This is a genomic window from Bradyrhizobium sp. CCBAU 45321, assembly GCF_028128975.1.
Classification (GTDB): domain Bacteria; phylum Pseudomonadota; class Alphaproteobacteria; order Rhizobiales; family Xanthobacteraceae; genus Bradyrhizobium; species Bradyrhizobium yuanmingense.
Genome location: NZ_LFKZ01000130.1, coordinates 474,460 through 500,325 on the forward strand (window position 1 = coordinate 474,460; position 25,866 = coordinate 500,325).

The 25,866-nt window shown below is 65.5% G+C and carries 26 protein-coding genes, 1 tRNA gene, 1 pseudogene and 1 riboswitch; of the genes and pseudogenes, 9 read left to right on the forward strand and 19 right to left on the reverse strand.

Going from position 1 to position 25,866, the window contains the following annotated elements; all coding sequences use genetic code 11:
- The first annotated feature begins 108 nt into the window (after nucleotides 1-108).
- Nucleotides 109-636, forward strand: coding sequence for a DUF1003 domain-containing protein (locus tag ACM43_RS34775; RefSeq protein ID WP_271546313.1), 528 nt, complete (start codon nucleotides 109-111; stop codon nucleotides 634-636).
- A gap of 101 nt (nucleotides 637-737) precedes the next feature.
- Here the strand turns inward: ACM43_RS34775 and ACM43_RS34780 are convergent, their stop codons facing one another.
- The 3 genes from ACM43_RS34780 to ACM43_RS34790 form a co-directional block, all read right to left on the reverse strand.
- Nucleotides 738-1,211, reverse strand: coding sequence for a GNAT family N-acetyltransferase (locus ACM43_RS34780; RefSeq protein ID WP_271546315.1), 474 nt, complete (start codon nucleotides 1,209-1,211; stop codon nucleotides 738-740).
- Nucleotides 1,212-1,235: 24 nt separating this feature from the next.
- The gene (locus ACM43_RS34785) at nucleotides 1,236-1,817 is read right to left on the reverse strand and encodes a helix-turn-helix domain-containing protein (RefSeq protein ID WP_271546317.1); all 582 of its coding nucleotides are present in this window, start codon (nucleotides 1,815-1,817) and stop codon (nucleotides 1,236-1,238) included.
- 190 nt (nucleotides 1,818-2,007) lie between these two features.
- Nucleotides 2,008-2,081 (reverse strand) — tRNA-Gly (locus tag ACM43_RS34790).
- A 172-nt stretch (nucleotides 2,082-2,253) separates the two neighbouring features.
- Here ACM43_RS34790 and ACM43_RS34795 point away from each other — a divergent pair.
- The 5 genes and pseudogenes from ACM43_RS34795 to ACM43_RS34815 all read left to right on the forward strand — a co-directional run bounded on the left by ACM43_RS34795 (nucleotide 2,254) and on the right by ACM43_RS34815 (nucleotide 5,235).
- Nucleotides 2,254-2,832 (forward strand): methylated-DNA--[protein]-cysteine S-methyltransferase, encoded by a 579-nt coding sequence (locus tag ACM43_RS34795; RefSeq protein ID WP_271546319.1) that lies wholly within the window; start codon nucleotides 2,254-2,256, stop codon nucleotides 2,830-2,832.
- A 9-nt stretch (nucleotides 2,833-2,841) separates the two neighbouring features.
- A complete protein-coding gene (locus ACM43_RS34800; protein ID WP_271546321.1) occupies nucleotides 2,842-3,681 on the forward strand; it encodes a helix-turn-helix domain-containing protein in 840 nt (279 codons plus the stop codon).
- Between the two features lie 58 nt (nucleotides 3,682-3,739).
- Nucleotides 3,740-4,099, forward strand: coding sequence for a VOC family protein (locus ACM43_RS34805; RefSeq protein WP_198399887.1), 360 nt, complete (start codon nucleotides 3,740-3,742; stop codon nucleotides 4,097-4,099).
- 144 nt (nucleotides 4,100-4,243) lie between these two features.
- Nucleotides 4,244-4,644 (forward strand): annotated as a pseudogene (locus ACM43_RS34810) (SRPBCC family protein).
- Between the two features lie 111 nt (nucleotides 4,645-4,755).
- Nucleotides 4,756-5,235 carry a hypothetical protein gene (locus tag ACM43_RS34815; protein WP_271546323.1) on the forward strand — a complete coding sequence of 160 codons (480 nt, stop codon included), beginning with the start codon at nucleotides 4,756-4,758 and terminating at the stop codon, nucleotides 5,233-5,235.
- Here ACM43_RS34815 and ACM43_RS34820 read toward each other — a convergent pair.
- From ACM43_RS34820 to ACM43_RS34830, 3 genes are all read right to left on the reverse strand, one after another.
- Nucleotides 5,232-6,674 carry an MATE family efflux transporter gene (locus ACM43_RS34820; protein ID WP_271546325.1) on the reverse strand — a complete coding sequence of 481 codons (1,443 nt, stop codon included), beginning with the start codon at nucleotides 6,672-6,674 and terminating at the stop codon, nucleotides 5,232-5,234. The genes ACM43_RS34815 and ACM43_RS34820 overlap by 4 nt on opposite strands.
- A 166-nt stretch (nucleotides 6,675-6,840) precedes the next feature.
- A complete protein-coding gene (locus ACM43_RS34825) occupies nucleotides 6,841-7,893 on the reverse strand; it encodes a hypothetical protein (RefSeq protein ID WP_271546327.1) in 1,053 nt (350 codons plus the stop codon).
- Between the two features lie 213 nt (nucleotides 7,894-8,106).
- Entirely contained in the window at nucleotides 8,107-9,243 is a 1,137-nt protein-coding gene (locus tag ACM43_RS34830; RefSeq protein ID WP_442869362.1) for a 2'-deoxycytidine 5'-triphosphate deaminase, read from the reverse strand.
- An 80-nt stretch (nucleotides 9,244-9,323) separates the two neighbouring features.
- A riboswitch (SAM riboswitch) is annotated at nucleotides 9,324-9,403 on the forward strand.
- Between the two features lie 75 nt (nucleotides 9,404-9,478).
- Here ACM43_RS34830 and ACM43_RS34835 point away from each other — a divergent pair.
- Entirely contained in the window at nucleotides 9,479-10,666 is a 1,188-nt protein-coding gene (locus tag ACM43_RS34835) for an O-succinylhomoserine sulfhydrylase (RefSeq protein WP_225128479.1), read from the forward strand.
- A gap of 70 nt (nucleotides 10,667-10,736) precedes the next feature.
- On the opposite strand, the gene ACM43_RS34840 is transcribed toward ACM43_RS34835, so the two are convergent.
- From ACM43_RS34840 to ACM43_RS34850, 3 genes are read right to left on the reverse strand one after another with little or no spacing between them, the layout of a single operon-like run.
- Nucleotides 10,737-11,726 carry an SGNH/GDSL hydrolase family protein gene (locus tag ACM43_RS34840; protein WP_271546334.1) on the reverse strand — a complete coding sequence of 330 codons (990 nt, stop codon included), beginning with the start codon at nucleotides 11,724-11,726 and terminating at the stop codon, nucleotides 10,737-10,739.
- 12 nt (nucleotides 11,727-11,738) lie between these two features.
- Complete coding sequence (locus ACM43_RS34845) at nucleotides 11,739-12,518, reverse strand: SGNH/GDSL hydrolase family protein (protein WP_271546336.1); 780 nt, start codon at nucleotides 12,516-12,518, stop codon at nucleotides 11,739-11,741.
- Nucleotides 12,518-13,774: an OpgC domain-containing protein gene (locus tag ACM43_RS34850; RefSeq protein ID WP_271546338.1), complete on the reverse strand. Its 1,257-nt coding sequence runs from the start codon at nucleotides 13,772-13,774 to the stop codon at nucleotides 12,518-12,520. Before ACM43_RS34850 ends, ACM43_RS34845 begins: the two co-directional genes overlap by 1 nt.
- Nucleotides 13,775-13,969: 195 nt before the next feature.
- Between ACM43_RS34850 and apaG the strand changes: the two genes are divergently transcribed.
- Complete coding sequence (gene apaG, locus ACM43_RS34855; RefSeq protein WP_024337101.1) at nucleotides 13,970-14,362, forward strand: Co2+/Mg2+ efflux protein ApaG; 393 nt, start codon at nucleotides 13,970-13,972, stop codon at nucleotides 14,360-14,362.
- A 186-nt stretch (nucleotides 14,363-14,548) separates the two neighbouring features.
- Here apaG and ACM43_RS34860 read toward each other — a convergent pair whose 3' ends face one another.
- From ACM43_RS34860 to ACM43_RS34870, 3 genes are all read right to left on the reverse strand, one after another.
- Complete coding sequence (locus ACM43_RS34860) at nucleotides 14,549-15,556, reverse strand: Hsp33 family molecular chaperone (RefSeq protein ID WP_271546340.1); 1,008 nt, start codon at nucleotides 15,554-15,556, stop codon at nucleotides 14,549-14,551.
- 170 nt (nucleotides 15,557-15,726) lie between these two features.
- The gene (argF, locus tag ACM43_RS34865; RefSeq protein ID WP_036042744.1) at nucleotides 15,727-16,662 is read right to left on the reverse strand and encodes an ornithine carbamoyltransferase; all 936 of its coding nucleotides are present in this window, start codon (nucleotides 16,660-16,662) and stop codon (nucleotides 15,727-15,729) included.
- Entirely contained in the window at nucleotides 16,662-17,870 is a 1,209-nt protein-coding gene (locus ACM43_RS34870; RefSeq protein WP_225175116.1) for an aspartate aminotransferase family protein, read from the reverse strand. The genes argF and ACM43_RS34870 overlap by 1 nt, the downstream gene beginning before the upstream one ends.
- A 459-nt stretch (nucleotides 17,871-18,329) precedes the next feature.
- Between ACM43_RS34870 and ACM43_RS34875 the strand changes: the two genes are divergently transcribed.
- Nucleotides 18,330-18,842 carry a GcrA family cell cycle regulator gene (locus ACM43_RS34875; protein WP_271546343.1) on the forward strand — a complete coding sequence of 171 codons (513 nt, stop codon included), beginning with the start codon at nucleotides 18,330-18,332 and terminating at the stop codon, nucleotides 18,840-18,842.
- A 298-nt stretch (nucleotides 18,843-19,140) separates the two neighbouring features.
- On the opposite strand, the gene phoB is transcribed toward ACM43_RS34875, so the two are convergent.
- The 7 genes from phoB to ACM43_RS34910 all read right to left on the reverse strand — a co-directional run bounded on the left by phoB (nucleotide 19,141) and on the right by ACM43_RS34910 (nucleotide 25,847).
- The gene (gene phoB / locus ACM43_RS34880) at nucleotides 19,141-19,848 is read right to left on the reverse strand and encodes a phosphate regulon transcriptional regulator PhoB (RefSeq protein ID WP_008143479.1); all 708 of its coding nucleotides are present in this window, start codon (nucleotides 19,846-19,848) and stop codon (nucleotides 19,141-19,143) included.
- Between the two features lie 22 nt (nucleotides 19,849-19,870).
- Nucleotides 19,871-20,587, reverse strand: a complete 717-nt coding sequence (phoU, locus tag ACM43_RS34885) for a phosphate signaling complex protein PhoU (protein ID WP_271546345.1) — start codon at nucleotides 20,585-20,587, stop codon at nucleotides 19,871-19,873.
- A gap of 11 nt (nucleotides 20,588-20,598) precedes the next feature.
- Nucleotides 20,599-21,420: a phosphate ABC transporter ATP-binding protein PstB gene (gene pstB / locus ACM43_RS34890; protein ID WP_271546347.1), complete on the reverse strand. Its 822-nt coding sequence runs from the start codon at nucleotides 21,418-21,420 to the stop codon at nucleotides 20,599-20,601.
- Nucleotides 21,417-22,262, reverse strand: a complete 846-nt coding sequence (gene pstA, locus ACM43_RS34895) for a phosphate ABC transporter permease PstA (protein ID WP_157285717.1) — start codon at nucleotides 22,260-22,262, stop codon at nucleotides 21,417-21,419. The genes pstB and pstA overlap by 4 nt, the downstream gene beginning before the upstream one ends.
- Nucleotides 22,263-22,266: 4 nt before the next feature.
- Complete coding sequence (gene pstC / locus ACM43_RS34900) at nucleotides 22,267-23,256, reverse strand: phosphate ABC transporter permease subunit PstC (protein ID WP_036001678.1); 990 nt, start codon at nucleotides 23,254-23,256, stop codon at nucleotides 22,267-22,269.
- A 135-nt stretch (nucleotides 23,257-23,391) separates the two neighbouring features.
- A complete protein-coding gene (gene pstS, locus ACM43_RS34905; RefSeq protein WP_271546350.1) occupies nucleotides 23,392-24,405 on the reverse strand; it encodes a phosphate ABC transporter substrate-binding protein PstS in 1,014 nt (337 codons plus the stop codon).
- A 149-nt stretch (nucleotides 24,406-24,554) separates the two neighbouring features.
- Nucleotides 24,555-25,847 carry an ATP-binding protein gene (locus ACM43_RS34910; RefSeq protein WP_036042748.1) on the reverse strand — a complete coding sequence of 431 codons (1,293 nt, stop codon included), beginning with the start codon at nucleotides 25,845-25,847 and terminating at the stop codon, nucleotides 24,555-24,557.
- Nucleotides 25,848-25,866: the final 19 nt, after the last annotated feature.

Sequence of the window (25,866 nt, forward strand, 5' to 3'; positions counted from 1 at the left end):
TGAAGGCTAGCAGAGGTGTTTTGAGGTACGCAACTCATTTTGGTGAGGGGAAGCGTCTTTTTGCTTCCTCTTCCAGGAACGGCTCCGCGAGCGGACCGTTGCCGGGGCGTGCATAACGACCTCACACATGATTCCGGCGAGGGGCTGAGCCCGACGCTCGAGCGCAACATCCAGGCACTGGTGGCGCGGCGGCGCCGCGAGCAGCAGGCGGCACGCGGCCAGGACAAGGTCGCGGACGCGATCACGGCCTTCACCGGCAGCATGATCTTCGTCTACCTGCACCTCGCCTTGTTCGGGTTCTGGATCATCGCCAACCTGCATTGGATTCCGGGAGTTCCGGCCTGGGACGAGAGCTTCGTCATGCTGGCGATGATCGCCTCGGTGGAGGCGATCTTCCTCTCCACCTTCGTGCTGATCTCGCAGAACCGCATGACCGCGGCGGCCGACAAACGCGCCGATCTCGATCTCCAGATCAGCCTGCTCGCCGAGCACGAGCTGACCAAGGTGGCCCGCCTGCTCACTCAGGTCGCCGAGCGGCTCGACGTCAAGCCGGACTCAGAGCGCGACCTGCAGGAAGCGGCCCGGGACATCGCCCCCGAGCGCGTGCTCGACAAGATCGAGGAGACGCGCTCCTAGAGCGCGATGCGATCAGGGTGAAGCGTCATCGCGCTTTAGGTTGTTGTTTGAGCATGATCTTTTCGGAAAACCGCTTCACACTTTTCCGAATCATGCTGTAGCTATCGGCGGCCTGGCGCCGACAGCTCCAGCGTCAGGAACAGGCTGTTGGGATCCTCGACATAACCCTCGAACGGGCGGCAGGCGACGAAACCGTGCGCCATATAGAGTGCGTGCGCCGGCTTGAAATAGTCCCACGAGCCGGTCTCGAGGCTGAGCCGCGTCATGCCGCGCCCACGGGCCTCCGTGATGATGTGACGCAGCATCTGGCCGCCATAGCCGCGCCGGCGCGCAGTCTGCAGCGTATGCATCGACTTGACCTCGCCGTGGCTCGTCGACAGCGTCTTCAACGCTCCGGTGGCGACCAGCGTCTCGCCGTCCCAGCCGGTCCAGAACGCGACCTCGGGTGCACGCAGGCCCGCCAGATCGAGCGCATGGTCGCTGCCCGGCGCCGTCTGCGCCCGCGCGGCCGCAACGTGGTGATCGAGCAGCGCGACGACGCGCGGATCATAGGTGTCGCCGGTACGGATCTGCATCGTGCTCGTCTCCACGCTTTGCCTTCACATCTTGCCGTAGGACGCGCCGCGCCTGACGATGATGACGTAGCGCGCGTCCTGCTTGGTTTCGTTCTCGAAGATCACGGCGCGCATCACGTCGAAATCCAGACAATCGCCCTCGCGCAGCCGCACCGCCTTGGCCTCGATATGCACGGCGATCGCGCCCTCCAGCATCAGGAGCTGCTGGGTGAAGGCGTTGCGGCCCCAGGGGCTGTAGGAGACGCGCGCGCCGGCGGGAAGGTCGACCACGATGATCTCGATGCCGCTGGCCGCATCCGGCGGCGAGGCGTGCCGCCGGCGATAGCCGCTGTCGGGATCGCGCCAGAGCGGCTGGTCGGAAAGCCGCACCAGGCGCTCCGGCGGCTTCTCGGCGAGCGCGACGACATCGCTGAGCGTGACGTCGAGCGCGGCGCAGAGCTTGTTCAGCAGCGCCGCCGTCGCACTGCTCTGCGCCCGCTCCACCCGCCCGATCATGGCCCGGCTGACGCCGGAGCGCGCCGCGAGTTCGTTCAACGTTATCCCGGCCTGCGTCCGCAGCGTCTTCAGGCGCCGGCCAATGGCGCGATCGAGTTTTTGCTGGTCCATCTCTTTGCAGGTCCTGGCCTTCATCCCAACATTGCCCGGCACGAGGACCTCACCCGCCGGACGCCCTGGAGCTTAAGCCGGGGAAGCGGTGCATGCCGAGAGCGAAGAGCTAATATATTGGAATCTTTGCGCCGCTCGCGAGAGCGAGTTTGTCACGCCGGCACCAATGAAACGTCGATCGGGGAAAACTTGGAGCGGGCGAAGGGAATCGAACCCTCGTATGCAGCTTGGGAAGCTGCCGTTCTACCATTGAACTACGCCCGCGATGCGCAGCTTACGCCCCTCTTGATTAGCCGAGACGGCGCCTGCCGCCAAGCGGTTTGGCGCGAACGGCCGGGCGGTTGTTAACGTCCTGATAAGATTCCAGGTGCGCCGGATTGTGGCGGTGTTATGATCGCTTTTCCGGGGAGAAACGTGCACTGAGTGGGGCGTGTGCATGGTGGGGCGGGCTTACGCGATATTCGACACGGCCATAGGCCGTTGCGGCATCATCTGGAGCGGCACCGGCGTGGTCGCCGTGCAATTGCCGGAGGCGCGGGAGATCGACACCCGCCGCCGGATTTTCCAGGTCCATCCCGAGGCGCGGGAGCAGCGCCCGTCCGAGAACGCCGAGCTGGCGATCGAGGGCATCACGGGCCTGCTGCAAGGTCACGATCCCGATTTTTCCGAGGTCAGCCTGGACGCCGGCGGGGTGCCCGGCTTCGACCGGCGCGTCTACGAGTACGCCTGCAGCATTCCGCGCGGGGAGACGCGCACCTATCACGAGGTCGCCCGGGCGCTGGGCGCCTCCGGCGCGTCCTATTCCGTGGCGCAGGCGATTGCGAAAAATCCCTTCATGCTGATCGTGCCCTGCCACCGGGTGCTGGAGGCTGGCAATTACACCGACAGGCTCTCGCCCCATGGCGGCGTGATCTCCAAGCGGCGGCTGCTGGCGCTCGAAGGCGCCCACCCCATCGCCAGCAAGACGCTATTCGAGGTGCTGCTGCCGGTTGCTCCGCCGCGGGCGCCTACCTAAATACGCGGGATGCACGCCACCACGTTGCTGACGACGCCCTCGATCACGGCATCCGAGTTTCGCTGCGATGCGGGCCCGGACGACAGGCCGTTTGCGGAATGCCGCACCGGCCATTCCATCGCCTATGTCCGCTCCGGCAGCTTCGGCTGCCATTGCCGCGCCGGCTTCTTCGAGCTGGTGGCGGGCTCGATGCTGATCGGCGCCCCCGGCGAGGAATACACCTGCACGCATGAGCACGTGTCCGGCGACGTCTGCCTCGGCTTCTTCTTCAGTGAGGATTTGGTCGACGCCCTCGGCGGACGGAGCGAGGTCTGGCAGATCGGCGCGACGCCGCCGCTGCCCGAGCTGATGGTGCTGGGCGAGCTGGCCCAGACGGCAGCAGATGGCAACAGCGATCTCGGTCTCGACGAGATCGGCCAAATCCTGGGCGGCCGTTTTGTCGACGCCGTCTCGGGCAAAGCGCGCAAGCCGGCCACCCCCACCGCACGCGACCGCCGCCGCGCGGTGGAGGCGGCGCTGTGGATCGACGACAACTCGCATGCCGAGCTCGACCTCGAGCAGGCAGCCAAGCAGGCGGGATTGAGCCCGTTTCATTTCCTGCGGCTGTTCTCGGCCGTGCTCGGCGTCACCCCGCATCAATATCTCGTGCGCTCGCGGCTGCGCCACGCGGCACGGCTGCTCGCTGACGACGACATCCCCGTCACCGACATCGCCTATGACGTCGGCTTCGGCGATCTCTCCAATTTCGTCCGCACCTTCCATCGCGCCGCCGGCGTGTCGCCGACCAAGTTCCGGCAGGCGTCGAAGGGGGAGCGCAAGATTCTCCAAGAGCAGCTTGCCCTCAACTGACTAGGGTCGTCTCCGGCGCGTGTCCTTCGCGGCACGCTTCTTCGCAATGGAGACGAACATGTACGACCACATCGGATTGCGCGTTGCCGACCTCGACGCCGCCACGCGCTTCTACAGCGCGGTGCTGGCGCCGCTCGGTTTTGTCCTGTGCTCGAGCGGCGACGGCTATGCCGGCTTCGGGCCGAAGGGCGAGCCGGCGCTGTGGCTGCACCTGAACAAGGGCCGCAAGGCCGACGGCGTCCACATCGCCTTCCGCGCCGGGGATCATGACGCGGTCAAGGCGTTTCACAGCGAAGGCCTCAAGTGCGGCGGCCGCGACAATGGCGGCGCCGGCCCGCGGAAGGATTACAGCCCAACCTATTACGCGGCGTTCCTGATCGACCCTGATGGCAACAATGTCGAGGCGGTTTGTGTGTGAGCGCTAGCCACTCGCTCCGTCATTGCGAGGAGCTCTTGCGACGGAGCAATCCAGACTGCTTCCGCGGATACAGTTCTGGATTGCTTCGCTGCGCTCGCAATGACGGCATCTGTGGCACCACTTATCGCAATCAAGGATACCTTCATGGCCTCCATCCACACGACATCTCCCTCCCCGCCCCCGCGCGCGACGTCTGGGGCGCAGTGCGTGATTTCGGCGCGCTGCATCGGCGGCTGGTGCCGGGCTTCGTCACGGCGTGCACGCTCGACGGCGATGCGCGCATTGTCACCTTCGCCAACGGCTCGGTCGCGCGCGAAGTGCTGGTCGACTGCGACGATGCGCGGCGGCGCCTCGTCTATGCCATCAGCAACGAGCGGCTGAGGCATTACAGTGCCTCGGTGCAGGTCATTGCCGAGGGCGAGACGAGCTGCCGCCTCGTCTGGATCATCGACATGCTGCCGAACGAGCTCGCGCCTTACGTCCAGGGGCAAACCAAGGAGGCGGTGGCCGCCATGCACAAGGCGTTTCCGCCCGCGGCTGCCTGATCGTTCACTGTGAGTTTTCTCACAGTGCTCCGTCCTCGCCGGCCATAACCATGGCCGCGTGCGTACGGTTGGCTCTGCTCTCCCGGCGGCCACGCACGCGAGGAGCATGCCATGAGAGGTGCGGACAAGGTGATCTGCCAGGCAGCCGCGGTGCTGCTGCTGTTTTCGATCTCGAGCGTGCCGGCAAAGGCGCAATTCCTCGGCGGCGGCGGCGCCGGCGGAGAGGACATGATGACCCAGATGGCGCCGATGCTGGAGATGATGAAGGCGAAGATGGGCAAGCGCCGCTTCGCCATGCTGATGCAGACCATGGGCCCGATGATGAGCCGCATGATGGAGAACGGCGGCGGCGGGCTCGGCGGCTTGATGGGCGGCGGCGGCAATTTCGGCGGCGGATTCAGTGCACCGAGCTATGGCGGCTACGCGCCGATGGGCGGCGGCACCATGCCGGTCGGGATCGGCAGCATGGGCGGCGGCGACATCATGGGCATGCTCGGCGGCAGCGGCGGCAGCGACATGATGGCGATGATTCCGCAATTGATGCGGCTCGCAAATACCGGGGGCGGCCATCGCCGCCACAAGCGTCGCTAGTCGGCAGCCGAAAGCGCCGGCTTGATCGCAGGCTTCGTCTCGCGCGGTCCCCAGCGTGTCAGCACGACGCTGGAGCACGACAAGAGGCCGAGCACAACCATCGAGCTCGCGGCGAGCCAGAAGAAGCTCTGCGCGCTGGCGCCGTGCCTCGACAGCCACCAGCCGATTCCGGCGATGTAGATCAGCCGCGCGGTCTGCGCCAGCACCGGGCCGATCACCTTGGCCGCGCCTTGCGAGGAGAAATACATCGTCGTCGCAAGACCGAAGAAGGCGTAGAACGGCCCGACCGTCGAGAGATATTGATGGCTCGCCGCGCGCACCGCCACGCTGTCGGTGAACATGTTGACCCAGAGATCGGGGAAGATCGCAACGAGGCACGCCGGCGCGCCGACCGCCACGAAAGCGGCAACACTGGCGGTCCAGGCGACGCGCCGGGCGCGCGCGATGCGGCCGGCGCCGATCGCCATCCCGACCATCGGCACGCAGGCGATGCCGAACGAGAATGCGATCGAGGTCAGCAGGAATTCGAGCCGCGCGCCGACGCCGTAGCCGGCGAGGATCGCAGTGCCGAACTGCGCCAGCATGTGGGTGAAGATCGAGATCGTCAGCACCGATTGCAGCGGCGAGAAGCAGGCGATGGCGCCGACCTTAAGGATGTCGAAGAACATCGCCCATTGGATGCGCAGGCCGCGCAGCTTCAGTGTGATCCGCGCGCGGCCGGAGAACAGGTACCAGCTCATGATGCCGATGTTCATGGTGTAGGCGATCAGCGCGCCGGCGGCGACGCCGCGCATGCCGAACTGCGGCACTGGCCCGAGCCCGAGGCCGAGCGTGCCGCCGAGCACGATCTGCCAGGCCGCGGAGTTGAGGATCAGGAACGACGGCAGCTTCATGTTGCCGGTGCCGCGCAAGATGCCCGCCATGGTGTTAAGCAGCCAGGGCAGCACGGCGCCGCCGAAGAACACCTGCGTGTAGGCGATCGCATGCGCAAGCACATCGCCGCGGCCGCCGAGCATTTCGAGCAGCCTCGGCCCGAAGATCAGCATGCCCAGCATGAAGACGAGGCCGAAGCTGATGCCGATCAGCATCGCGTGCACGGCCAGGATGCCGGCGCGCTCGCGGTCCCCGGCGCCGAGCGCACGCGCGATGGCCGAGGCCACCGCGCCGCCCATGGCGCCGCCGGACATCGTCATCGTCAGAATGATCGTCGGAAACACCAGCGCCATCGCCGCCAGCGCCTCGACGCCGAGCCGGCCGACATAGGAGGTCTCGGCGATGACGACGCAGATGCCGGCCGACAGGCCGATCACGTTCGGCCAGGCGAGCGAGAGCAGCGTGCGCAGGATCGGCCCGTCGGTCAGGGCGCTTCTGATCGGCGGCGGCGGCGGCGGCAGCGGGCGCTCTTGCTCATCGACCGGGATTTCGGCGATGTCGGACATGTCCTCTCCCGGGCGCAGGCGCCATTTGCAGCGCAGCAATCACTTCGTGTGCCAATGGCTTCGTTCGCGCGAAAGGCGCGGCAGAGGCGTGTTAGCACGGCGCGCGGCGCTTCCGCCTGCGCCTGATGCAGGCGTGCCCTGCGGCAGCGCATTTCAAGCGGTGGAATTACTCGATCGTCCACACCAGCGGCGGGCGGCCGCCTGCAGCGGTGCGCATCTGCACGCAGATGTGCCGGCCGCAGCCTGCGGTGAGCCCTTCAAGCAATCCCTCCAGCACCTTCGCGCAGGCGCGATGATAATCGGCGACGTCGTCCATCAGCTTCCAGCTCTGCTGCCGGATCTCGAAGGTGCCTTCCGATTGCGTCATCTCGGCCGCATCATCCTGCGCGGCGAGCAGCGCGTTCAGGAACGATGCGAATTCTCGCGCGCCGCCGCGGGTCGTCGCCAGCGCCGCGGCGACCTCGTCGAAATATTGCATGCCGATCAGCTTGCCGGTGAGGTGCAGCAGATAGCCGGCATCCTCCGGGCCGAACAGCTGCACCATCACGGGCGCGGCGGTGCGGACATATTCCATCGCGTAATTGCGGTAGGCCTTTTCCAGCCGCGGTTTTGGCCAGCTCGCGACCGGCAAGGCGGGCGCCGTCTTCGCATCGAACAAAGGTGCTTCGAGGTGGCGCGCGAACACGAGGCGCTGGTCGAGTTCTAGCGGATGGTCGTAGAGATGGTAGTAGCCTTCGAGCCCGTCCTGGCCGTCGACGCTCTGTTTGGTGCAGACGAAGCCGAGCCTGAGATCGCCGAGCGCAACGCCGTTGTTGGCGTGCCAGCCGCGCAGCATGGCACGGGAGACTTCGCCCGGCACGCCACAGATCGCGGTGCCCTTCCAGATCCAGCGCGGCGGCGGATAGCGGATCCAAGCCTTGGTGTCGCTCTCGTACATGTATTCGACATGCACGCCGCCGATCCAGTTGGAGAGATAGTGGTATTGCGCAGCCGCGACCGCCGGCGGCAGATGGTCGATCCCGAGCTTTTTGAGCCCCGGCAGGAAGCGCTCCTGCTGCTGGCGACGGAACACGCGGAAGACGAATTCTGCCGCATCCGCCGTGCCGCGGCGCGTGACGATTGTGAGGATCAGCCCGGTGAAACAGGCGTGATAGAGATCGGCGATCGCACGCCAGCGCTTCCATTGCGCTTCCTGCGCGAGGTCTGGTGCGGTGGTCATGTTCGCTCCCGGCTTGTTGTTTTGCGGGAGTGTGTCATCGCGGATCGGGTGACGCAACCAGACGCGATCTCGGTGTCATCGCCCGCCTTGTGCGCCATTGCGCACTGGGACGGGCGATCCAGTACTCCGAGATGGTCATGCTTGAATCGAGAGGCCGCGGCGTACTGGATTCCCCGCCTCCGCGGGGAATGACAGCGGTGGGTGAGGTTAGCACTACACCCTGAAATGCTTGCTGAGCTTGAGGCCTTGCGCCTGGTAGTTGGAACCGATGCGCTGGCCGTACATCGCGTCGGGGCGGGCCAGCATCTTTTCGTAGACGAGGCGGCCAACGATCTGGCCGTGCTCGAGGATGAACGGCACCTCGCGCGAGCGCACCTCCAGCACGGCGCGCGATCCCAGCCCGCCGGCGCCGGCATAGCCGAAGCCGGGATCGAAGAAGCCGGCATAGTGCACGCGGAATTCGCCGACCAGGGGATCGAACGGCACCATCTCCGCGGCGTAATCGGGCGGCACCTGCACCGCTTCCTTGGAGGCGAGGATGTAGAACTCGCCGGGGTCGAGGATCAGGCTGCCGCCGGGGCGCGCCGAGATCGGCTCCCAGAAATCCTCCACCGCGTAGCCCGCGCGGCGGTCGACATCGACGACGCCGGTGTGGCGCTTGGCGCGATAGCCGACGAAGCCGCTCGCCTTCTCGCCGGAGAGATCGACCGAGACGGCAACGCCGCCCGAGAGATCGGCATCGTCGATGTCGACGAGACGCTCGCTGGCGTGCAGCGCATCGAGCTCGTCGGCATTGAGGATGGCATCGCCGGTGCGGAAGCGCACCTGGCTGAGACGCGAGCCCTCGCGCACCAGCACCGGAAACGTCTTCGGGCTGATCTCGGCATAGAGCGGGCCGTGATAGCCGGCGCCGATCATGTCGAAGCGACGGGTGCCGTCGGCGATCACGCGGGTGAAGACGTCGAGCCGGCCGGTCGAGCTCTTCGGATTGGCGGCAGCGACGATCTCGGGCGGCAGCGCGAGGCTCTCGAGCAGCGGCACGATGTAGACGCAGTTGGTCTCGAGCACCGCGCCGTCGGCGAGGCTAAACTCGTGCAGCTTCAGCTCGTCGATGCGCTCGGCCACGGTGGCACCGGGCCCGGGGAGGAAGCTGGCGCGGACCCGATAGGCGATGTCGCCAAGGCGCAGATCTAGGCTCGCCGGCTGGATCTGGCTCTCGACGAAGTCGTAGGCGGGCAGGATGAGACCTTCTTCCGCCATCGCCGCGATCGTGCGGTCGGGCAGGATACCATTGGCGTCGGCGGCGACCGTGAACGTCAACCGGGGGTCCTCATCAGGGGTCGAATGCATCCGGCCATGCCGGAAATACAAGTCTTTTACGGCTATCCGATGGACGCCTTGACGGAAAGGGCATTGCGGAATATGAGCATCACTTATCCCGTGGTGATTTGAGCCGGCCGGCTTGCAGCCACGTTAAATAAGTCGCTAAACAGGCCGGGGACCTCTGTGATCCCGGCCCGTGGAGATATCCAGGCCGGTTTTTTTGTGACCGTTTTGCCTCGACGGTCATGTCGGAGAGGGTCCTATGTCGAAGTCGTCTGCTGCCTACCGCCCCGAAACCCGCCTGGTCCATTCCGGCACCCTGCGCTCGCAATATGGGGAGACCTCGGAGGCGCTGTTCCTGACGCAAGGCTATGTCTACGCCAGCGCGGAGGAGTGCGAGGCGCGCTTCAAGGGCGAGGATCCCGGCTTCATCTATTCGCGCTATTCCAACCCGACGATTGCAATGTTCGAGCGCCGCATGATCGAGCTCGAGGGCGCCGAGGCCGCGCGCTCGGCGGCAACCGGCATGGCGGCGGTGACGACCGCGATCCTGGCGCCGCTCAAGGCCGGCGATCACGTGGTCGCCTCCCGTGCGCTGTTCGGCTCCTGCCTCTACGTCATCCAGGACCTGTTGCCGCGCTACGGCATTGAGGCCACGCTGGTCGACGGGCTCGATCTCGACCAGTGGCAACGGGCGCTGAGGCCCAACACCAAGACGTTCTTCCTGGAGAGCCCCACCAACCCGACGCTGGACGTGCTCGACATTCCCTCGATTGCCGAGATCGCGCACAAGGGCGGCGCGCGGCTCGTCGTCGACAACGTGTTTGCAACCCCGATCTGGCAGAGCCCGCTCGCGCTCGGCGCCGACGTCGTCGTCTACTCCGCAACCAAGCACATCGACGGCCAGGGCCGCTGTCTCGGCGGCATCATCCTGTCCTCCGAAGCCTTCATCGCCGAGCACATCCACAATTTCATGCGCCAGACCGGCCCGTCGATCTCGCCGTTCAATGCCTGGGTCCTGCTCAAGGGACTGGAGACGCTGGGCGTGCGCGTGCGCGCGCAGACCGACACGGCCGCGCGCGTCGCCGAGGTGCTGGCGAGCCATCCCAAGATCTCGCGACTGGTCTATCCCGGCCGCGCCGATCATCCGCAGGCGGCGCTGGTGAAGAAGCAGATGCGCGGCGGCTCGACGCTGGTCGGCTTCGAGGTGAAGGGCGGCAAGGCGGCGGCGTTCCGTGTGCTCAACGAATTGAAGCTCGCCAAGATCTCCAACAATCTCGGCGACGCCAAGAGCCTCGTCACGCATCCGGCGACCACGACGCATCAGCGCCTCAAGCCGGAAGACCGCGCCGCGCTCGGCATCAGCGAGGGCTTCATCCGCTTCTCGGCGGGGCTGGAGCACGCGGATGACCTGATCGAGGATCTCACCGCGGCGCTGGAGAAGGCGTGAGGGCGAATGGCGAATAGTGAGTGGCAAATGGACCCAGCCCTATTCGCTACTCGCCATTCCCTACTCGCCTCTACATCGGCCGGTACGTTCTCACATCGGCGGGCACGCTCACACCGAGCTTGATCTGGCCGACGGAGCGGATGATGTCGTCCCCGAGCAGCTGGGCGAAGCAGGCATAGCCCCAATCGTTCATGTGCAGGCCGTCGGCGATGACGAAGCTCTCGACCGGGATCGACTGGTTCTCGTGCCAGTCGCGCATCACCTCGAAGCGGGGGAAGATACCGACCTTGCGGAGCTCGGCGACGTTGCCGAGCAGCTTGATCATCTTGCCGGCGCTCTCCTTGCGCTGGTTGACGGCCGGCGAATATTGCGGATCGACCAGCACGATGTCGGTGCCGCCGGCGGCCTGAATGCGGTTGATGCCGTCCTCCACCAGCTTGACGGTCTCGCCGGGATCGAGATTGCGCAGCACGGCGTTGGTGCCGACCTGCCAGATCACGAGATCCGGATGCCTGTCGATCACCTGCGTCTGCAGACGCTTCATCATCTCGGGGGCGTCCTCGCCGCCGACGCCTGCATTGATGACGCTGATGTCGGCGGTCGGATAGTGCCGGCGCAGCTGCGCGGCGAGACGATTGGGGTAATTGAACTCCGGCGAGCTCGCGCCGAACCCTTGAGTCGACGACGAGCCGAACGCGACGATGACGACGGGCTGGCCGGCGGCCAGCTTGCTCGCGACATGCGGCAGCGAGCCCATCGCCTTGGAGCCGCCCTTCGGCGGCAGGCAGGGCACCCGGCTGAAGATGTCGGCGGCGGACTTCGCGACCTCCTTCACCTTGTCGATGGCGCGCGAGGTGACGCCGCGCTGCTCGGGCGACCTCGCGGCGACGGTGGTCTGGGACGGCGCTGCGGGCGCGGGATCAGGCGACTGGGCGGGTGCGGGGGTCGCCGGCTGTGCAGCCGGCGTCTGCGCATGCGAGGCGGGCGTCAGCAACAACAGCACTGCTGTTGCAGGCACGGCCAACCATGACGTCAGGCAAAAAGGGCGGAGAGAACTCATTAACGCTAGACCTCAATTTTGCTGCTGGGCCGGCTCCAGATGAGCAGCGTCAATCACGAACTGTGCCAAGGCCCGGCCGAGGCAATCATGGACCTGTTTCGCCAGCTCAGGCCCGCGGGACGGGTTGAACAGGTCGAACTGGCCCTGTTCATTCCACTGCCGCATGATCGCGAAACGATCGAACAGCGGGATGTCGTGCTCCTGTGCCACGACGCGCATATTATCGAGAAAAGGCTGCGCCGAGATCATGGTCTCGGTGCGCGGGCTATATTGCAAATTCATCAAGACGACGTCCGCCCCTGCCTTTTGCAGCGCAACAACCCCGTCGGTCACCGCGCTACGAAATTCGTCGGGATCGATGGATCGGATAGCATCCACGGTCCCGGTCTGCCAGATGACCAAAGTAGGCGTTTTTGCTTCCATCAGCTTAACGAAGGTGGACGCGGTCTCCTCTGCCGTTTTCTTGCTCTGTATTTCTACGGAGACGTGCACCGGCTCGGAGGGCGGCAGCTTCTCCTTGAGGATCGCCTCCATGCGCGCCGGATAGGAGCTGCTCTCCGACGACGGAATCGTGGTCGAGCGGCTGCCGATCACCAGGATGTCGAGCGGTTTGCCGGCCTTGATCGCCTCGGCGACCTTGGGCAGCTGGCTTTCACTGGTCAGCAGATAGGACGGCAATTCGCAGGCCGCAGGCACAGGGGATGCGGCAGACGCGGCATCGCCCGCGCGCGCCGTGGGCGCGGCGAGGTTACCGCACAGCAGGACCAGGCTCAGGAGAACCTTCGCCTTCATCAGCCCCCTCCCGCCAGATCGGCGTTGCCGACGGCGTTCTTGGTTTTCGCACCGCTCTTGTCAGCCACACGCTTGTACCACGAAATGATCCACGCAACTCCCCACATGATCAGGATTCCGGAGAGGCTAATCAACGCATGCATCACCGGCCCGCCGGAGATTTCGGCGAGGACGAAATGGCCGGCAAAGGCCAGGAAGACGCCGAGGCAGAAGATCTCGAGCGAATGCTGACCACATAGAATCAATGGTCGTAGCCAGCGCGATTTCAAGCCCGGCCAATCGCGGGGCAGGAAGCGTACGGTCAGCGCCGCCAGCGCCAGGAAGTGCGCGAAGCGCAGCACGTCGAGGTCGGTCTTGTCGATCGGATACATCCATTGTTCGATCTGCTTCGGCATGAACTGGGAGAGCTGGGGCACGTACCAGGTCAAGGTCACGTAGAACGCCGCGATGAGATAGGCGATCGAGATCCACATCGTCACGGGCGAGGCCAGGATGCCCGACATGCGACGCGCACCTCCGAGCGCGCACCAGGCACCGAACACGAACAACAATTGCCAGGCGAAAGGATTGAAGGCCCAGAAGCCGTTCGGATAGGCCGACAGGTAAAGGTCGTACTCCCAGGTCACCGCGTAGAGCAGGACCGACAGCCCGAGCGTGACGTCCGGCCGCCATTTCATCGACCACAGGATCAGAGGCAGCGCCAGCATCAGCACGATGTAGAGCGGCAGCACGTCCATGTTGACGGGACGGAAGCGCAGCAGCAGCGCCTGCACGATGACGACGTCGGGCTGCTTGAGGAAGTCCATGATGCCCATCTCTTCGGTGTAGAGCGGGTTCTCGAACCTGGTCGCGACATAGGAGATCTCGGCGAGGAAGATCGTGAACAGGAAGACGTGGGCGACGTAGATCTGCCAGACCCGGCGCAGGATGCGCGCGGTGGCGATGAGAACGCCGCTCTCCAGCATGGCCCGGCCATAGACGAAGGCGGCGGTGTAGCCGGAGATGAAGATGAAAATTTCGGTGGCGTCGCTGAGGCCGTAATTGCGGATCGTGAACCAGGTCAGCAGACTGGGCGGCAGATGGTCGATGAAGATCAGCCATAGCGCGAGCCCGCGGAACAGATCGAGTCGGAGCTCGCGCTCGCCGACGGCGGGCAGCGTGATGGCCGGCGCTGCGGCGCGCGCCTTGGTCCCTGCGGGCTTGGCGCCCGCGGTTCCTGCGATGGTCGATCCCGTCACTTGGTCGGCAATGGTCATCGGGGCCTGGAAACCCTTCCGCAAATCGCGACGTTGAAGCAGTGTAATGGTCCGGCTGTCGTCTCGCAAAGCGTCCGGATCACATCAGGGTGTCTCCCTCGGTGGTGTGCTTTCCCGCCAATTCTGGCGGGACGATGTCGCCAAGGCGCCCGCGGGGGTTTGGTTCCCGGGGCGGATTTCGGTATGATGACAGCCATGTACCGCGCCGTGACCCGCCAGATCGAAGTGACCGTCGAGCCGAACTTTGTTCCGGAGCAATCGTCGGCCGACCGCTCGCGCTACTTCTGGTCCTACACCATCGTCATCACCAATTCGGGCGAGGAGACCGTGCAGCTCAAGACGCGGCACTGGATCATCACCGATGCCTCCGGCCGCCAGCAGGAGGTGAAGGGCGAAGGCGTGGTCGGCGAACAGCCGATTCTCGCCCCCGGCGAGCGCTTCGAATACACCTCCGGCGTGCCGCTCTCGACCGCCTCGGGCTTCATGACCGGCCGCTACCAGATGGTCAGCGAAACCGGCGAGCGTTTCGAGATCGACGTGCCGACATTTTCGCTGGACAGCCCCGACAACAAGCGGGTGTTGAATTAGGGAGGCGAGTTCGCCGTAACACTCACAACTGTCATGCCCCGGCTTGACCGGGGCATCCAGTACGCCACGGCCTCTCGTTTCGATCAGCATCGTCTCGGAGTACTGGATCGCCCGATCAAGTCGGGCGATGACACCGCGCGTGTGGCACTGCTCCACTCGTCATTGAGTGCAGCGACGCGGGTAGGCTTACGCGTCCTCGACGCCCGCTTCGTGCGGCGTGAACTGGTACACCGACGAGCAGAACTCGCAGGTGACCACGACCTTGTCGTCCTTGACCATGGCGGCGCGATCGTCGTGCGAGAAGCTCTTGAGCATCGCGGCGACCGCATCGCGCGAGCAGGAGCACCGCGCCTCGAGCACCTGCGGATTGAACACGCGCACGCCGCGCTCGTGGAAGAGGCGGTAGAGCAGCCGCTCGCCGGAGAGCTCGGGATCGATCAGCTCGACGTCCTCGACGGTCTCGATCAGCGAGCGCGCCTCGACCCAGGCATCGTCCTCGGCGACGCTGTGCACCTCGGTGCCGTTGGGCGCATCGCCGGGATGCAAGTCCGCCTGCCGCGCGCGCTCCGGCGCCTTCGGCAGAAATTGCATCAGCATGCCGCCGGCGCGCCAGCGATGCTTGCCGCCGTCGCTCGAGCGCCACTCCTCGCCGACCGCGAGGCGCACGCGCGTCGGGATCTGCTCGGAGCGCATGAAATATTCGTGGGCGGCGTCTTCCAGGCTGCCGCCGTCGAGCGCAACCAGGCCCTGGTAACGGCTCATGTCGGGGCCCTGATCGATGGTCATGGCGAGATGGCCGCGGCCGAGCAGCGTGCCGGAATCCTTGGTCGTGCCCAGGCGCGAGGCGTCGAAGCGCGCATAGGCGCGCAGGCGGTCCGGGGCCTTGTAGTCGACCACCAGGAACGACACCGGACCGTCGGTCTGGGCCTGAAGAATGAAGCGGCCCTCGAATTTCAGCGTCGAGCCGAGCAGCGTCGTCAGCACGATGGCCTCGCCGAGCAGCTTGCCCACGGCGGCGGGATAGTCGTGCTTGGTGAGGATGTCGTCGAGCGCAGGACCAAGCCGCACCAGGCGCCCGCGCACGTCGAGCGCGTCGACCTCGTAAGGCAGCACGGCGTCATCGATCGGAACCGATGATGGCGCGCGAACCGGGCCTTCAGGCCCGGTTTTCATGTCAGGAGATTGGGAAACCATGGCGCTTTATCTGGGGTCGTTCGATGCAAATTGAAAGAGGCACGCCCGCATTCCGTCGTCCGCGGAACGACGAGCTGCGTAGCCCGGATGGAGCGCAGCGCAATCCGGGGGGTCTTTCCACGCGTTGAGAACCCCGGATTTCGCTGCGCTTCACCCGGGCTACGAGAAGGTTACTTCACCGCGTCGAAGCACCAGGCCAAGATGCCCTTCTGCGCGTGCAGGCGGTTTTCGGCCTCGTCGAACACGACCGATTGCGGCCCGTCGATCACCTCGTCGGTGACCTCCTCGCCGCGATGGGCCGGGAGGCAATGCATGAACAATGCGTCCGCCTTGGCCAGCGACATCAGCTTGGCATTGACCTGGTAGGGCTTGAGCACGTTGTGGCGGTGCTCGCCCTCCTTGTCGCCCATCGACACCCAGGTGTCGGTGACGACGCAATCGGCGCCGCGCACGGCGGCCTCGGGATCGGTGCCGAGCACGATCGGCGCGCCCGTCGCCTTGATCCAGTCGCGCATCGCCTTTTTCGGTGCGAGCTCCGGCGGCGTTGCGACATTGAGCTGGAATTTGAAGCGCTCGGCGGCATGGGCCCAGGACGCCAGCACGTTGTTGTCGTCGCCGGTCCAGGCCACCGTCTTGCCCTCGATCGGGCCGCGATGTTCCTCATAGGTCATGAGGTCGGCCATCACCTGGCAGGGATGCGAACGCCGCGTCAGGCCGTTGATGACGGGCACGGTGGCGTTGGCCGCGAGCTCCAGCAGCGCATCGTGGTTGAGGATGCGGATCATGATGGCGTCGACATAGCGCGACAGCACCCGCGCGGTGTCGGCGATGGTCTCGCCGCGGCCGAGCTGCATCTCGGCGCCGGTGAGCATGATCGCCTCGCCGCCGAGCTGGCGCATGCCGACGTCGAACGAGACGCGGGTGCGGGTCGAGGGACGCTCGAAGATCATCGCCAGCGTCTTGCCCTCGAGCGGCCTGACCGGCTGCTGCGCCTTCTGCTTCGCCTTCATGGCGGAAGAGGCGGCGAGCATGCTCTTGAGCTCAGACAGCGGCAGCTCGTTGATGTCCAGGAAGTGCTTGGGAGCTTTGTTGGGCGTCGTGCTCATCAGCTTGCCGCCCGCTTGGTCTGGCTGGAGGAGATCGCAGCACAGGCGCGCTCGAGCCGGCCGACGCTGTCCTCGATCTCCGCTTCGGTGACGATCAGGGGCGGCAGGAAGCGCACGACATTGTCGCCGGCCCCGACGGTGAGCAGCTTTTCGGCGCGCAGCGCCGCGACGAGATCGCCCGACGGCACCACGGCCTTGATGCCGATCAGGAGGCCCTCGCCGCGAACCTCGCTGACGACATCAGGGTGACGATCGATCACGGAGGCGAGCTTCTGCTTGAGCAGCAGCGACATCTTCTGCACGTGGTCGAAAAAGCCGGGCTTGAGCATGACGTCGAGCACGGCGTTGGCAGCCGAGATCGCGAGCGGATTGCCGCCGAAGGTCGAGCCGTGCGAGCCGGGCCCCATGCCGGCGGCCGCATCCGCGGTCGCCAGCACCGCGCCGATCGGAAAGCCGCCGCCGAGCGCCTTGGCGAGCGACATCACGTCCGGTGTGACGCCGGTGCGCTTGTAGGCAAAGAGCTCGCCGGTGCGGCCCATGCCGGTCTGCACCTCGTCGAAGGCGAGCAACAGGCCGCGCTCGTTGCAGAGCTCGCGCAGCGCCCTCAGGAAGGCGTGAGGTGCAGAACGAACGCCACCCTCGCCCTGGATCGGCTCGATGAGAATGCCGGCGGTGTGCGGACCGATCGCCTTCTTCACGGCGTCGAGGTCGCCATGCGGCACCTGATCGAAGCCGTCCATCGGCGGGCCGAAGCCCTCGAGATATTTTGCAGATCCGGTGGCGGCGAGCGTCGCCAGCGTGCGGCCATGGAAGGCACCCTCGAAGGTGATCATGCGGTAACGCTCCGGATGCCCCTTGGAGAAGTGATGGTGGCGCACCAGCTTGATCACGCCTTCCAGCGCCTCGGCGCCGGAATTGCAGAAGAACACGAAGTCCGCAAAGCTCTCATTGCAGAGGCGGCTTGCGAGCTTTTCGCCATCAGGGCTCTGGAACAGGTTCGACATGTGCCAGAGCTTGGTCGCCTGCTCCTGCAATGCCTTGACCAGCGCGGGATGGACATGGCCGAGCGCATTCACCGCCACGCCCGAGGTGAAATCGAGATAGCGATCGCCGTTGGTCGCGATCAGCCAGCAGCCTTCGCCGCGCTCGAAACCGAGGTCGGCCCTGGCGAAAACGGGGAGCAAATGCGGCGCTGCGCTGTTAGTCATGACATCACTTGAATGTTGCGGACGGTGTGAGGCATGCATTGCGCGACGCACCATCAACCGGCCCCGGAAAACGAAACGTGCCGCCTTTTAAGGGCGGCACGTGCCACTATCTTATGCCTGGCAAGACGGGTGTCAATGCCGCCCGGAAAGCCTCGCGAAACGCTGATTCCGTAGTCTTGCGGTGCCGATTTTGCGGGTTTTTCACCACGGAACATGTGGAAGCGAGTCGGCGGACTCTTGCGCGGGAGTCACGCCATATTGTAGCGTTTGGACTGTCAGATACGACATCTCGTGCAGCAGTTCTGATCCCAGAAGTCCTCATGTACCGGCGTAAACGTTCGGGCGTCTTGAGCGCGCCCGGCGAGCCTTAAGGGATTCTGACGGCACGGGTTTTTCAAGGCTAAAGCATTCGCTGCGAAGGCCCCAGGATGGCAGGCGCGCAGCGAGGGAAAGGGTGCAATGACGGTTTTGACCTGGTCCGATGATCGCGTCGAGCAGCTGAAGAAGCTCTGGGAGGCCGGACTTTCGGCCAGCCAGATCGCGGCGGAGCTCGGCAATGTGACCCGCAATGCCGTGATCGGCAAGGTGCACCGGCTCGGCCTGTCCGGCCGCGCCAAGAGCCCTTCATCGGCAGCGCCGCGGCCGCGCAAGGCACGGCCCGCGCAGCACATGATGCGGGTGACCCGCCCCGTCGCGCGCGGCAACACCGCGCTGGCGCAGGCCTTCGAGGTCGAGTTGGAAGCCGAGCCGGTTACCTACGACAACGTGGTGCCGATGAGCCAGCGGCTGTCGCTGCTGGAATTGAACGAGGCGACCTGCCACTGGCCGGTCGGCGATCCCTCGAGCCCGGATTTCTTCTTCTGCGGCGGCAAGGCGCTCTCAGGCCTGCCCTACTGCGCCCAGCATTCGCGCGTGGCCTATCAGCCCGCAGCGGATCGCCGGCGTGCACCGGCGAAGCCAGGCACGCGGTGAATTTGCGGTATTCCCTGATCAACAAGCTTGATCACCAAGCTTGATCGCCAAGACTGCAGCCGTCATACGATGACGGCTCCACCCACTCGGTGTCATCCCCGCGAACGCGGGGATCCATAGCCACAGGGCGCAATTGTTGCGCGAGATGGTCACTCCGAGTCTTCGCCAAACCACGCCTTGTGGCTAATCGCGACGAGCGCAAGCGCTCGCGCTGAGATCCCGGGCTCGCGCTGCGCGCGCCCGGGGATGACGGTCGAGATCGGCGCCGCAGTTCGCCAAACCAGCTGTCGCTGGCGCTTTATGTCTGCTCAGCCTTCGCGAAACGATCGTCCAGCGCGTAGCCGGCGCCGCGGACGGTGCGGATCGGGTCCTGCTCGCGGCCGAGATTGAGCAGCTTGCGCAGGCGGCCGATATGGACGTCGACGGTGCGCTCGTCGATGTAGATGTCGCGGCCCCAGACGCTGTCGAGCAGCTGCTCGCGCGAGAACACGCGGCCGGGATGCTCCAGGAAGAACTCCAGCAGGCGATATTCGGTCGGGCCGAGATCGATCGGCCGGCCCGAGCGCGCCACCCGGCGCTTGTCGCGGTCGAGCTCGATATCGCCATAGGCGAGCACGGTGGCGAGGCGCTCGGGGCTGGCACGCCGCAAGAGGCCCTTCACGCGCGCGAGCAGCTCCGGCACCGAGAACGGCTTGACGATGTAGTCATCCGCGCCGGTCGCAAGCCCGCGCACCCGCTCGCTCTCCTCGCCGCGCGCGGTGAGCATGATGATCGGCAGCTGCTTGGTCTCGGGACGGGTCCGAAGCCGCCGGCACAGCTCGATGCCCGACAGGCCCGGCAGCATCCAGTCGAGCACGATCAGATCGGGAATGTGCTCCTTGAGGCGGGTGTCGGCGTCATCGCCGCGCATCACCGTCTCGACGTCATAGCCGTCGCCTTCGAGGTTGTAGCGGAGAAGCTCGGTGAGAGCTTCCTCGTCCTCAACCACCATAATGCGTGCGCCCATGTGGTCGTCGCTCCTTAAGTCGTCAGGTGTTCGGCACCGTCGTGGCGAAGGTCGTCATGTCGCCCTTCGGCCGCTTGTCAGTGATCGCCTGGCCCTCGATCATGTAGAACACGGTCTCGGCGATGTTGGTGGCGTGGTCGCCGATCCGCTCGATGTTCTTGGCACAGAACATCAGGTGGATGCAGAACGAGATGTTGCGCGGATCCTCCATCATGTAGGTGAGGAGCTCGCGGAACAGCGAGGTGCAGATGGCGTCGACTTCCTCGTCGCCCTTCCACACCGCCATCGCCGCCGGCAGGTCGTGCGCGGCATAGGCGTCCAGCACCGACTTGACCTGCTGCTGCACGAGGTCGGTCATGTGCTCCAGGCCGCGGAACAGCTTGAGCGGATGGAAATCCGTCTCCAGCGCCGCGACGCGCTTGCCCATGTTCTTGGCGAGATCGCCGATGCGCTCGAGATCGGTCGCAACGCGCATGGCGCCGACGATCTCGCGCAGGTCGACGGCCATCGGCTGGCGGCGGGCGATGGTGAGCACGGCGCGCTCCTCGATGCGCTTCTGCAGCGCGTCGAGCTCGGCGTCGGTGGCGACCACGCGCTGGCCGAGCGCGACGTCGCGGCGGATCAGCGCGTCGACGGAATCGACGATCATGCGCTCGGCGATGCCGCCCATCTCGGCGACAAGGCGGGTGAGCTCCTGAAGATCGCTGTCGAAGGCCTTTACGGTATGTTCAGAACCCATGTTCCGTCTCCTCAGCCGAACCGGCCGGTGATGTAATCCTGCGTGCGCCGATCGCTCGGCGACGTGAAGATCTTGCTGGTGTCATCGAACTCGATCAACTCGCCGAGATACATGAAGGCGGTCTTGTCGGAGACGCGCGCCGCCTGCTGCATGTTGTGGGTCACGATCGCGATCGTGTAGTTCTCGGACAATTCCTGGATCAGCTCTTCGACCTTGGCGGTCGAGATCGGGTCGAGCGCCGAGCAAGGCTCGTCGAACAAGATCACCTCGGGCCGCACCGCGACGGTGCGGGCGATGCAGAGGCGCTGCTGCTGGCCGCCGGAGAGCGACAGGCCGGAGGCATTGAGCTTGTCCTTGACCTCGTTCCACAGCGCGCCGCCGCGCAGCGCCTTCTCGACGCGGCCGTCCATCTCGGACTTGGAGATCTTCTCGTAGAGACGAATGCCGAAGGCGATGTTCTCGTAGATCGTCATCGGGAACGGCGTCGGCTTCTGGAACACCATGCCGACCCGGGCACGGAGCAGGTTGAGGTCGAGCTTGGGGTCGAGGATGTTGGTATGGTCGAGCAACAGCTGACCGTCTGCGCGCTGGCCCGGATAGAGGTCGTACATCCGGTTGAAGATGCGCAGCAGGGTGGACTTGCCGCAGCCGGACGGGCCGATGAACGCCGTGACGCGGTTGGTGCCGAGCGCCAGGTTGATGTTCTTCAGCGCGTGGTGATCACCGTAGTAGAAGTTGAGGTTGCGCGCGGTGACCTTGGCGGGCGCCTCGGGCAACGGCTGCGAACCGGGATGAACGGTCGGTGCGCTGACGGAAACAGACATTTCACTCATTTTGCAGTCCTCTCGGCGCCAAGGATGCGCGCGCCAATGTTAAGGGCAAGCACGGTCAGGGTGATCAGCAGCGCGCCGCTCCAGGCGAGTTGCTTCCAATATTCGTAGGGGCTCTGCACGAAGTTGTTGATGGTGACAGGCAGGTTCGCCATCGTCTTGTCCAGGCCGAGGCTGAAGAACTGGTTCGACAGCGCCGTGAACAACAGCGGCGCGGTCTCGCCGGCGACCCGGGCGGTGGCGAGCAGCACGCCGGTGATGAGGCCGGCGCGCGCCGCACGGTACGCGATTCGCCTGATCACCAGCGAGCGCGGCAGGCCGAGCGCGCTGGCAGCTTCGCGCAACGGATTCGGCACCAGCAGCAGCATGTCCTCCGTGGTGCGCACGACGACCGGGATCACGATGACGGCAAGCGCCAGCGCGCCCGCAATCGCCGAGAAGCCGCGCATCGGCACCACCACCGCGCCATAGATGAAGAGGCCGATGATGATCGAGGGTGCCGACAAGAGAATGTCGTTGATGAAGCGGATCACCGAGGTCAGCTTGTCGTTGCGGCCGTACTCGGCGAGATAGGTGCCGGCGAACAGGCCGAGCGGCGCGCCGATGCCGACGCCGATCACGGTCATGATCAGCGAGCCGACGATGGCGTTGCGCAGGCCGCCCTCGTTCGATCCGGGCGGCGGCGTGTCAGCTGTGAAGACCTGGAGGTTGAGCCCGGCCAGGCCGTTGTAGAGCAGCGTGACCAGGATCAGCGCGAGCCAGGTGACGCCGAAGGCGGCGGCGGCGATGCAGAGGCCGCGGATGACGATGTCCCAGCGGCGGCGGCGTGAATAGATCGGGTTCATGGCTTCACTTCCCGGCCTTGGTTTCGAGGCGCAGCAGCATCAAACGGGCGGCCGCGAGCACGAAGAACGTCAGCACGAACAGCAGGAGGCCGAGCAGGATCAGGCCGGACTGGTGCAGGCCGTCGCTCTCGGCGAACTCGGATGCGATCGCCGCCGAGATGGTCGTGCCCGGCGCGAAGATCGACGAGGAGATCCGGAACGAGTTGCCGATGATGAAGGTCACCGCCATGGTCTCGCCGAGCGCCCGGCCCAGCGCCAGCATGACGCCGCCGATGATGCCGACGCGGGTGTAGGGGATCACCACGCTGCGGACGACCTCCCAGGTGGTGCAGCCGACGCCGTAGGCGGCTTCCTTCAGCACCGGCGGCACCGTCTTGAACACGTCGACCGAAATCGAGGTGATGAAGGGCAGCACCATGATGGCGAGGATCAGCGCGGCGTTGAACAGGCTGAGATAGGACGGGGGCCCTGCGAAGATCGCGCCCAGCACGGGGACGCCGTCGAACACCCTGATCATGAAGGGCTGGAAGGTGTTGGCCAGGAAGGGGCCGAGCACGAAGAAGCCCCACATGCCGTAGATGATCGAGGGAATGCCGGCGAGCAGCTCGACCGCCATGCCGATCGGGCGGCGCAGCCATTGCGGGCAGAGCTCGGTGAGGAAGATCGCAATGCCGAGACCGACGGGAATGGCGATCAGCATCGCGATGAAGGAGGTGACGAGCGTGCCGTAGATTGGCCCGAGCGCGCCGAGCACCGGCGGATCGGCCGAGGGCGCCCAGCGCTGCGTCCACAGGAAGGAGATGCCGAACTCCTGGATCGCCGGGAAGGCGCCGACGATCAGCGAGATGATGATGCCGCCGAGGATCAGCAGCACCGAGATCGCGGACAACCGCGTGATCCAGTAGAAGGTGACGTCGCCGAGCTTGAACGCGCTCAAGGCCTTGGCGCGATCATATGGACCGGCAGCATCAATCACATTGCTCTCAACAGCCATCTCAGCCACGCCGATCCCCTATACCCGTTTTATGTACGCTTGTTGTTGGTGGCGCGCTCCGGATGCGGCAGGAGGCCGATCCGGAGCGGAGATCTTGCAGCGTCCCGGAACCGTGTCCGGGACACATATGGCGCCTTAGCTCTTGATCTCGGCAGCCCAGGTCTTCTCGATCTGCTGGACGACGCTTTCCGGCATCGGAATGTAGTCGAGCTCCTCGGCCATCTTGCCGCCGTTCTTGAAGGCCCAGCGGAAGAACTTGATCGCTTCCTGCGCGGCCGCCTTGTCGGTGGCGGACTTGTGCATCAGGATGAAGGTCGCCGCCGTGATCGGCCAGGACTTCTCGCCGGGCTGCTCGGTCAGGATGACGTAATAGCCGGGAGCCTTGGACCAATCGGCGTTGGAGGCGGCCGCCTGGAAGGCCTCGACGGTCGGCTGCACCGGCTTGCCGGCCTTGTTGACGAGACCGGTGTGGGTGAGCTTGTTCTGCTTGGCATAGGCGTATTCGACATAGCCGATCGAGTTCTTGGTCTGGCTGATGTTGCCTGACACACCCTCGTTGCCCTTGGCGCCGACGCCGACCGGCCACTCGACCGCGGTGCCCTCGCCGACCTTGCTCTTCCAGTCCGCGCTGGCCTTGGAGAGATAGTTGGTGAAGTTGAAGGTGGTGCCCGAGCCGTCCGAACGACGGACCACGGTGATGGCTTCTGACGGCAGCTTCGCGTTGGGATTGAGCTTCTTGATCGCGGCATCGTCCCACTTGGTGATCTTGCCGAGATAGATGTTGGCCAAGGTCTCGCCGTCGAACACCAGCTCGCCCGGCTTCACGCCCTCGAGGTTGACGACGGGGACGATGGCACCCATCACCATCGGCCACTGGACGAGGCCGTCCTTCTCGAGCTGCTCGGCCTTGAGCGGCGCGTCGGTGGCGCCGAAGGTCACGGTCTTGGCCTGGATCTGCTTGATGCCGCCGCCGGAGCCGATGGACTGATAGTTCAGACCGTTGCCGGTCTCCTTTTTGTAGGCGTCGGCCCACTTCGAATAGATCGGGAACGGGAACGTCGCGCCGGCACCGGTGATGTCGGCTGCAAAGGCTACCGTCGTCGATGCGGCGACCAAGCCGGCAGCGACCATGGTTTTGAGGAAATTCATGCTGGTCTCCATACAGGGGAGCGAAGCGCCATCCGCGCCCGATCGCGCTCCCCGCGCCGCCGCTTTAGGGGCGGTCGGCTGTGCTTTTACGAAGGTTTCGTGACAGTTGGATGACGACACCAAGCAGTTGAAATTGCTTGCGTTTCCGATCAAGCCGGAGTCTTGGTTTGGGGAAAACAGGCGGTGAAGGTGGCGCCCTGCCTGGGCACGCTTTCGATCAAAAGGCGGCCGCGATGACGGTTAAGAATATGTTTCACCAGCGATAACCCGAGCCCGGTGCCGCCTTGCGAGCGGCTGTCGCCGACATCGACCCGGTAGAAGCGCTCGGTCAGCCGCGGCAGGTGCTCCGGCGCGATGCCCGGGCCGAAATCGCGGACCATGACCCGAATTTCCTGAGTTCCGTCAGCGGCGGCGCTCGAGGTCAGCGACACGATGACGCGCCCGCCGGAGGCGCCGTATTTGAGCGCGTTCTCGATCAGGTTCTCGAACAGGCGGAGCAGCTCCTCGCGGTCCCCCGCGATCATCACCGGTGGCTCCGGCAGGTGGATGTCCACCTCGACCTGACGCTCGCGCGCCAGCGGCTCGAGCCCGTCGGCGACCTGACGGATGATCGGGACGAGATCGACCAGGGTGTCGGGCCGGACATGGGCCGACAGCTCGACCCGCGACAGCGACAAGAGATCGTCGATCAGGCGCGCCATGCGCGTGGCCTGGTTGTGCATGATGCCGAGGAAGCGCTCGCGCGCCTTGGGATCGTCCTTGGCCTGGCCCTGGAGCGTATCGATGAAGCCCGACAGCGCCGCCAGCGGCGTGCGCAGCTCGTGGCTGGCATTGGCGACGAAGTCGGCGCGCATCTCCTCGACCCGGCGCAGCGGCGTCTGGTCGTGGAAGGTCATTAGCATGCATTTGTCGGCGCCGCCGAAGCTGGTCGGCACCGGTACCGGCGTGATGATCAGCTCCATCCAGCGATCAACCGGAACATGATCGAGATAGGTCGCGCGCCGCGGCTCGGTGGTCGCGATGGCCTCGCGCAGCGCGGTGATGATCTCCGGCGAGCGCAGCGCGAACTGGGCGAGCTCGTTCTTGCGCAGCGCCGGCGCGAGCTGGGCGGCGGCGGCGTTGAGGTGGATGACGCGGCCGGCCCGGTCGAGCAGCACCGCCGGATCCGGCATGCCGGCGACCACCGCGGCCACCGCCGCGCTCTCGACCGGGTTGATGCGTCTGACGTCGTCGCGGGAGGTGGCGGGATCGTGCAGCCGCCACGGGATCAAGGCAGCCGCCGCGATGCAGAGGAACACGATTGCAGCGTGCAGCGCCGACAATTCGCCGAGCGAGACCACGACGGACAGCGCCAGCGCCGCGGCGATCAGGATGATGGTCGAGTGCCGCAGCCGATCGGACCAGGGCTGGGCGGAGGGAGAAGAGGGGGCGTCGATCGCCATCGGGGCGGACTTCTCCTGG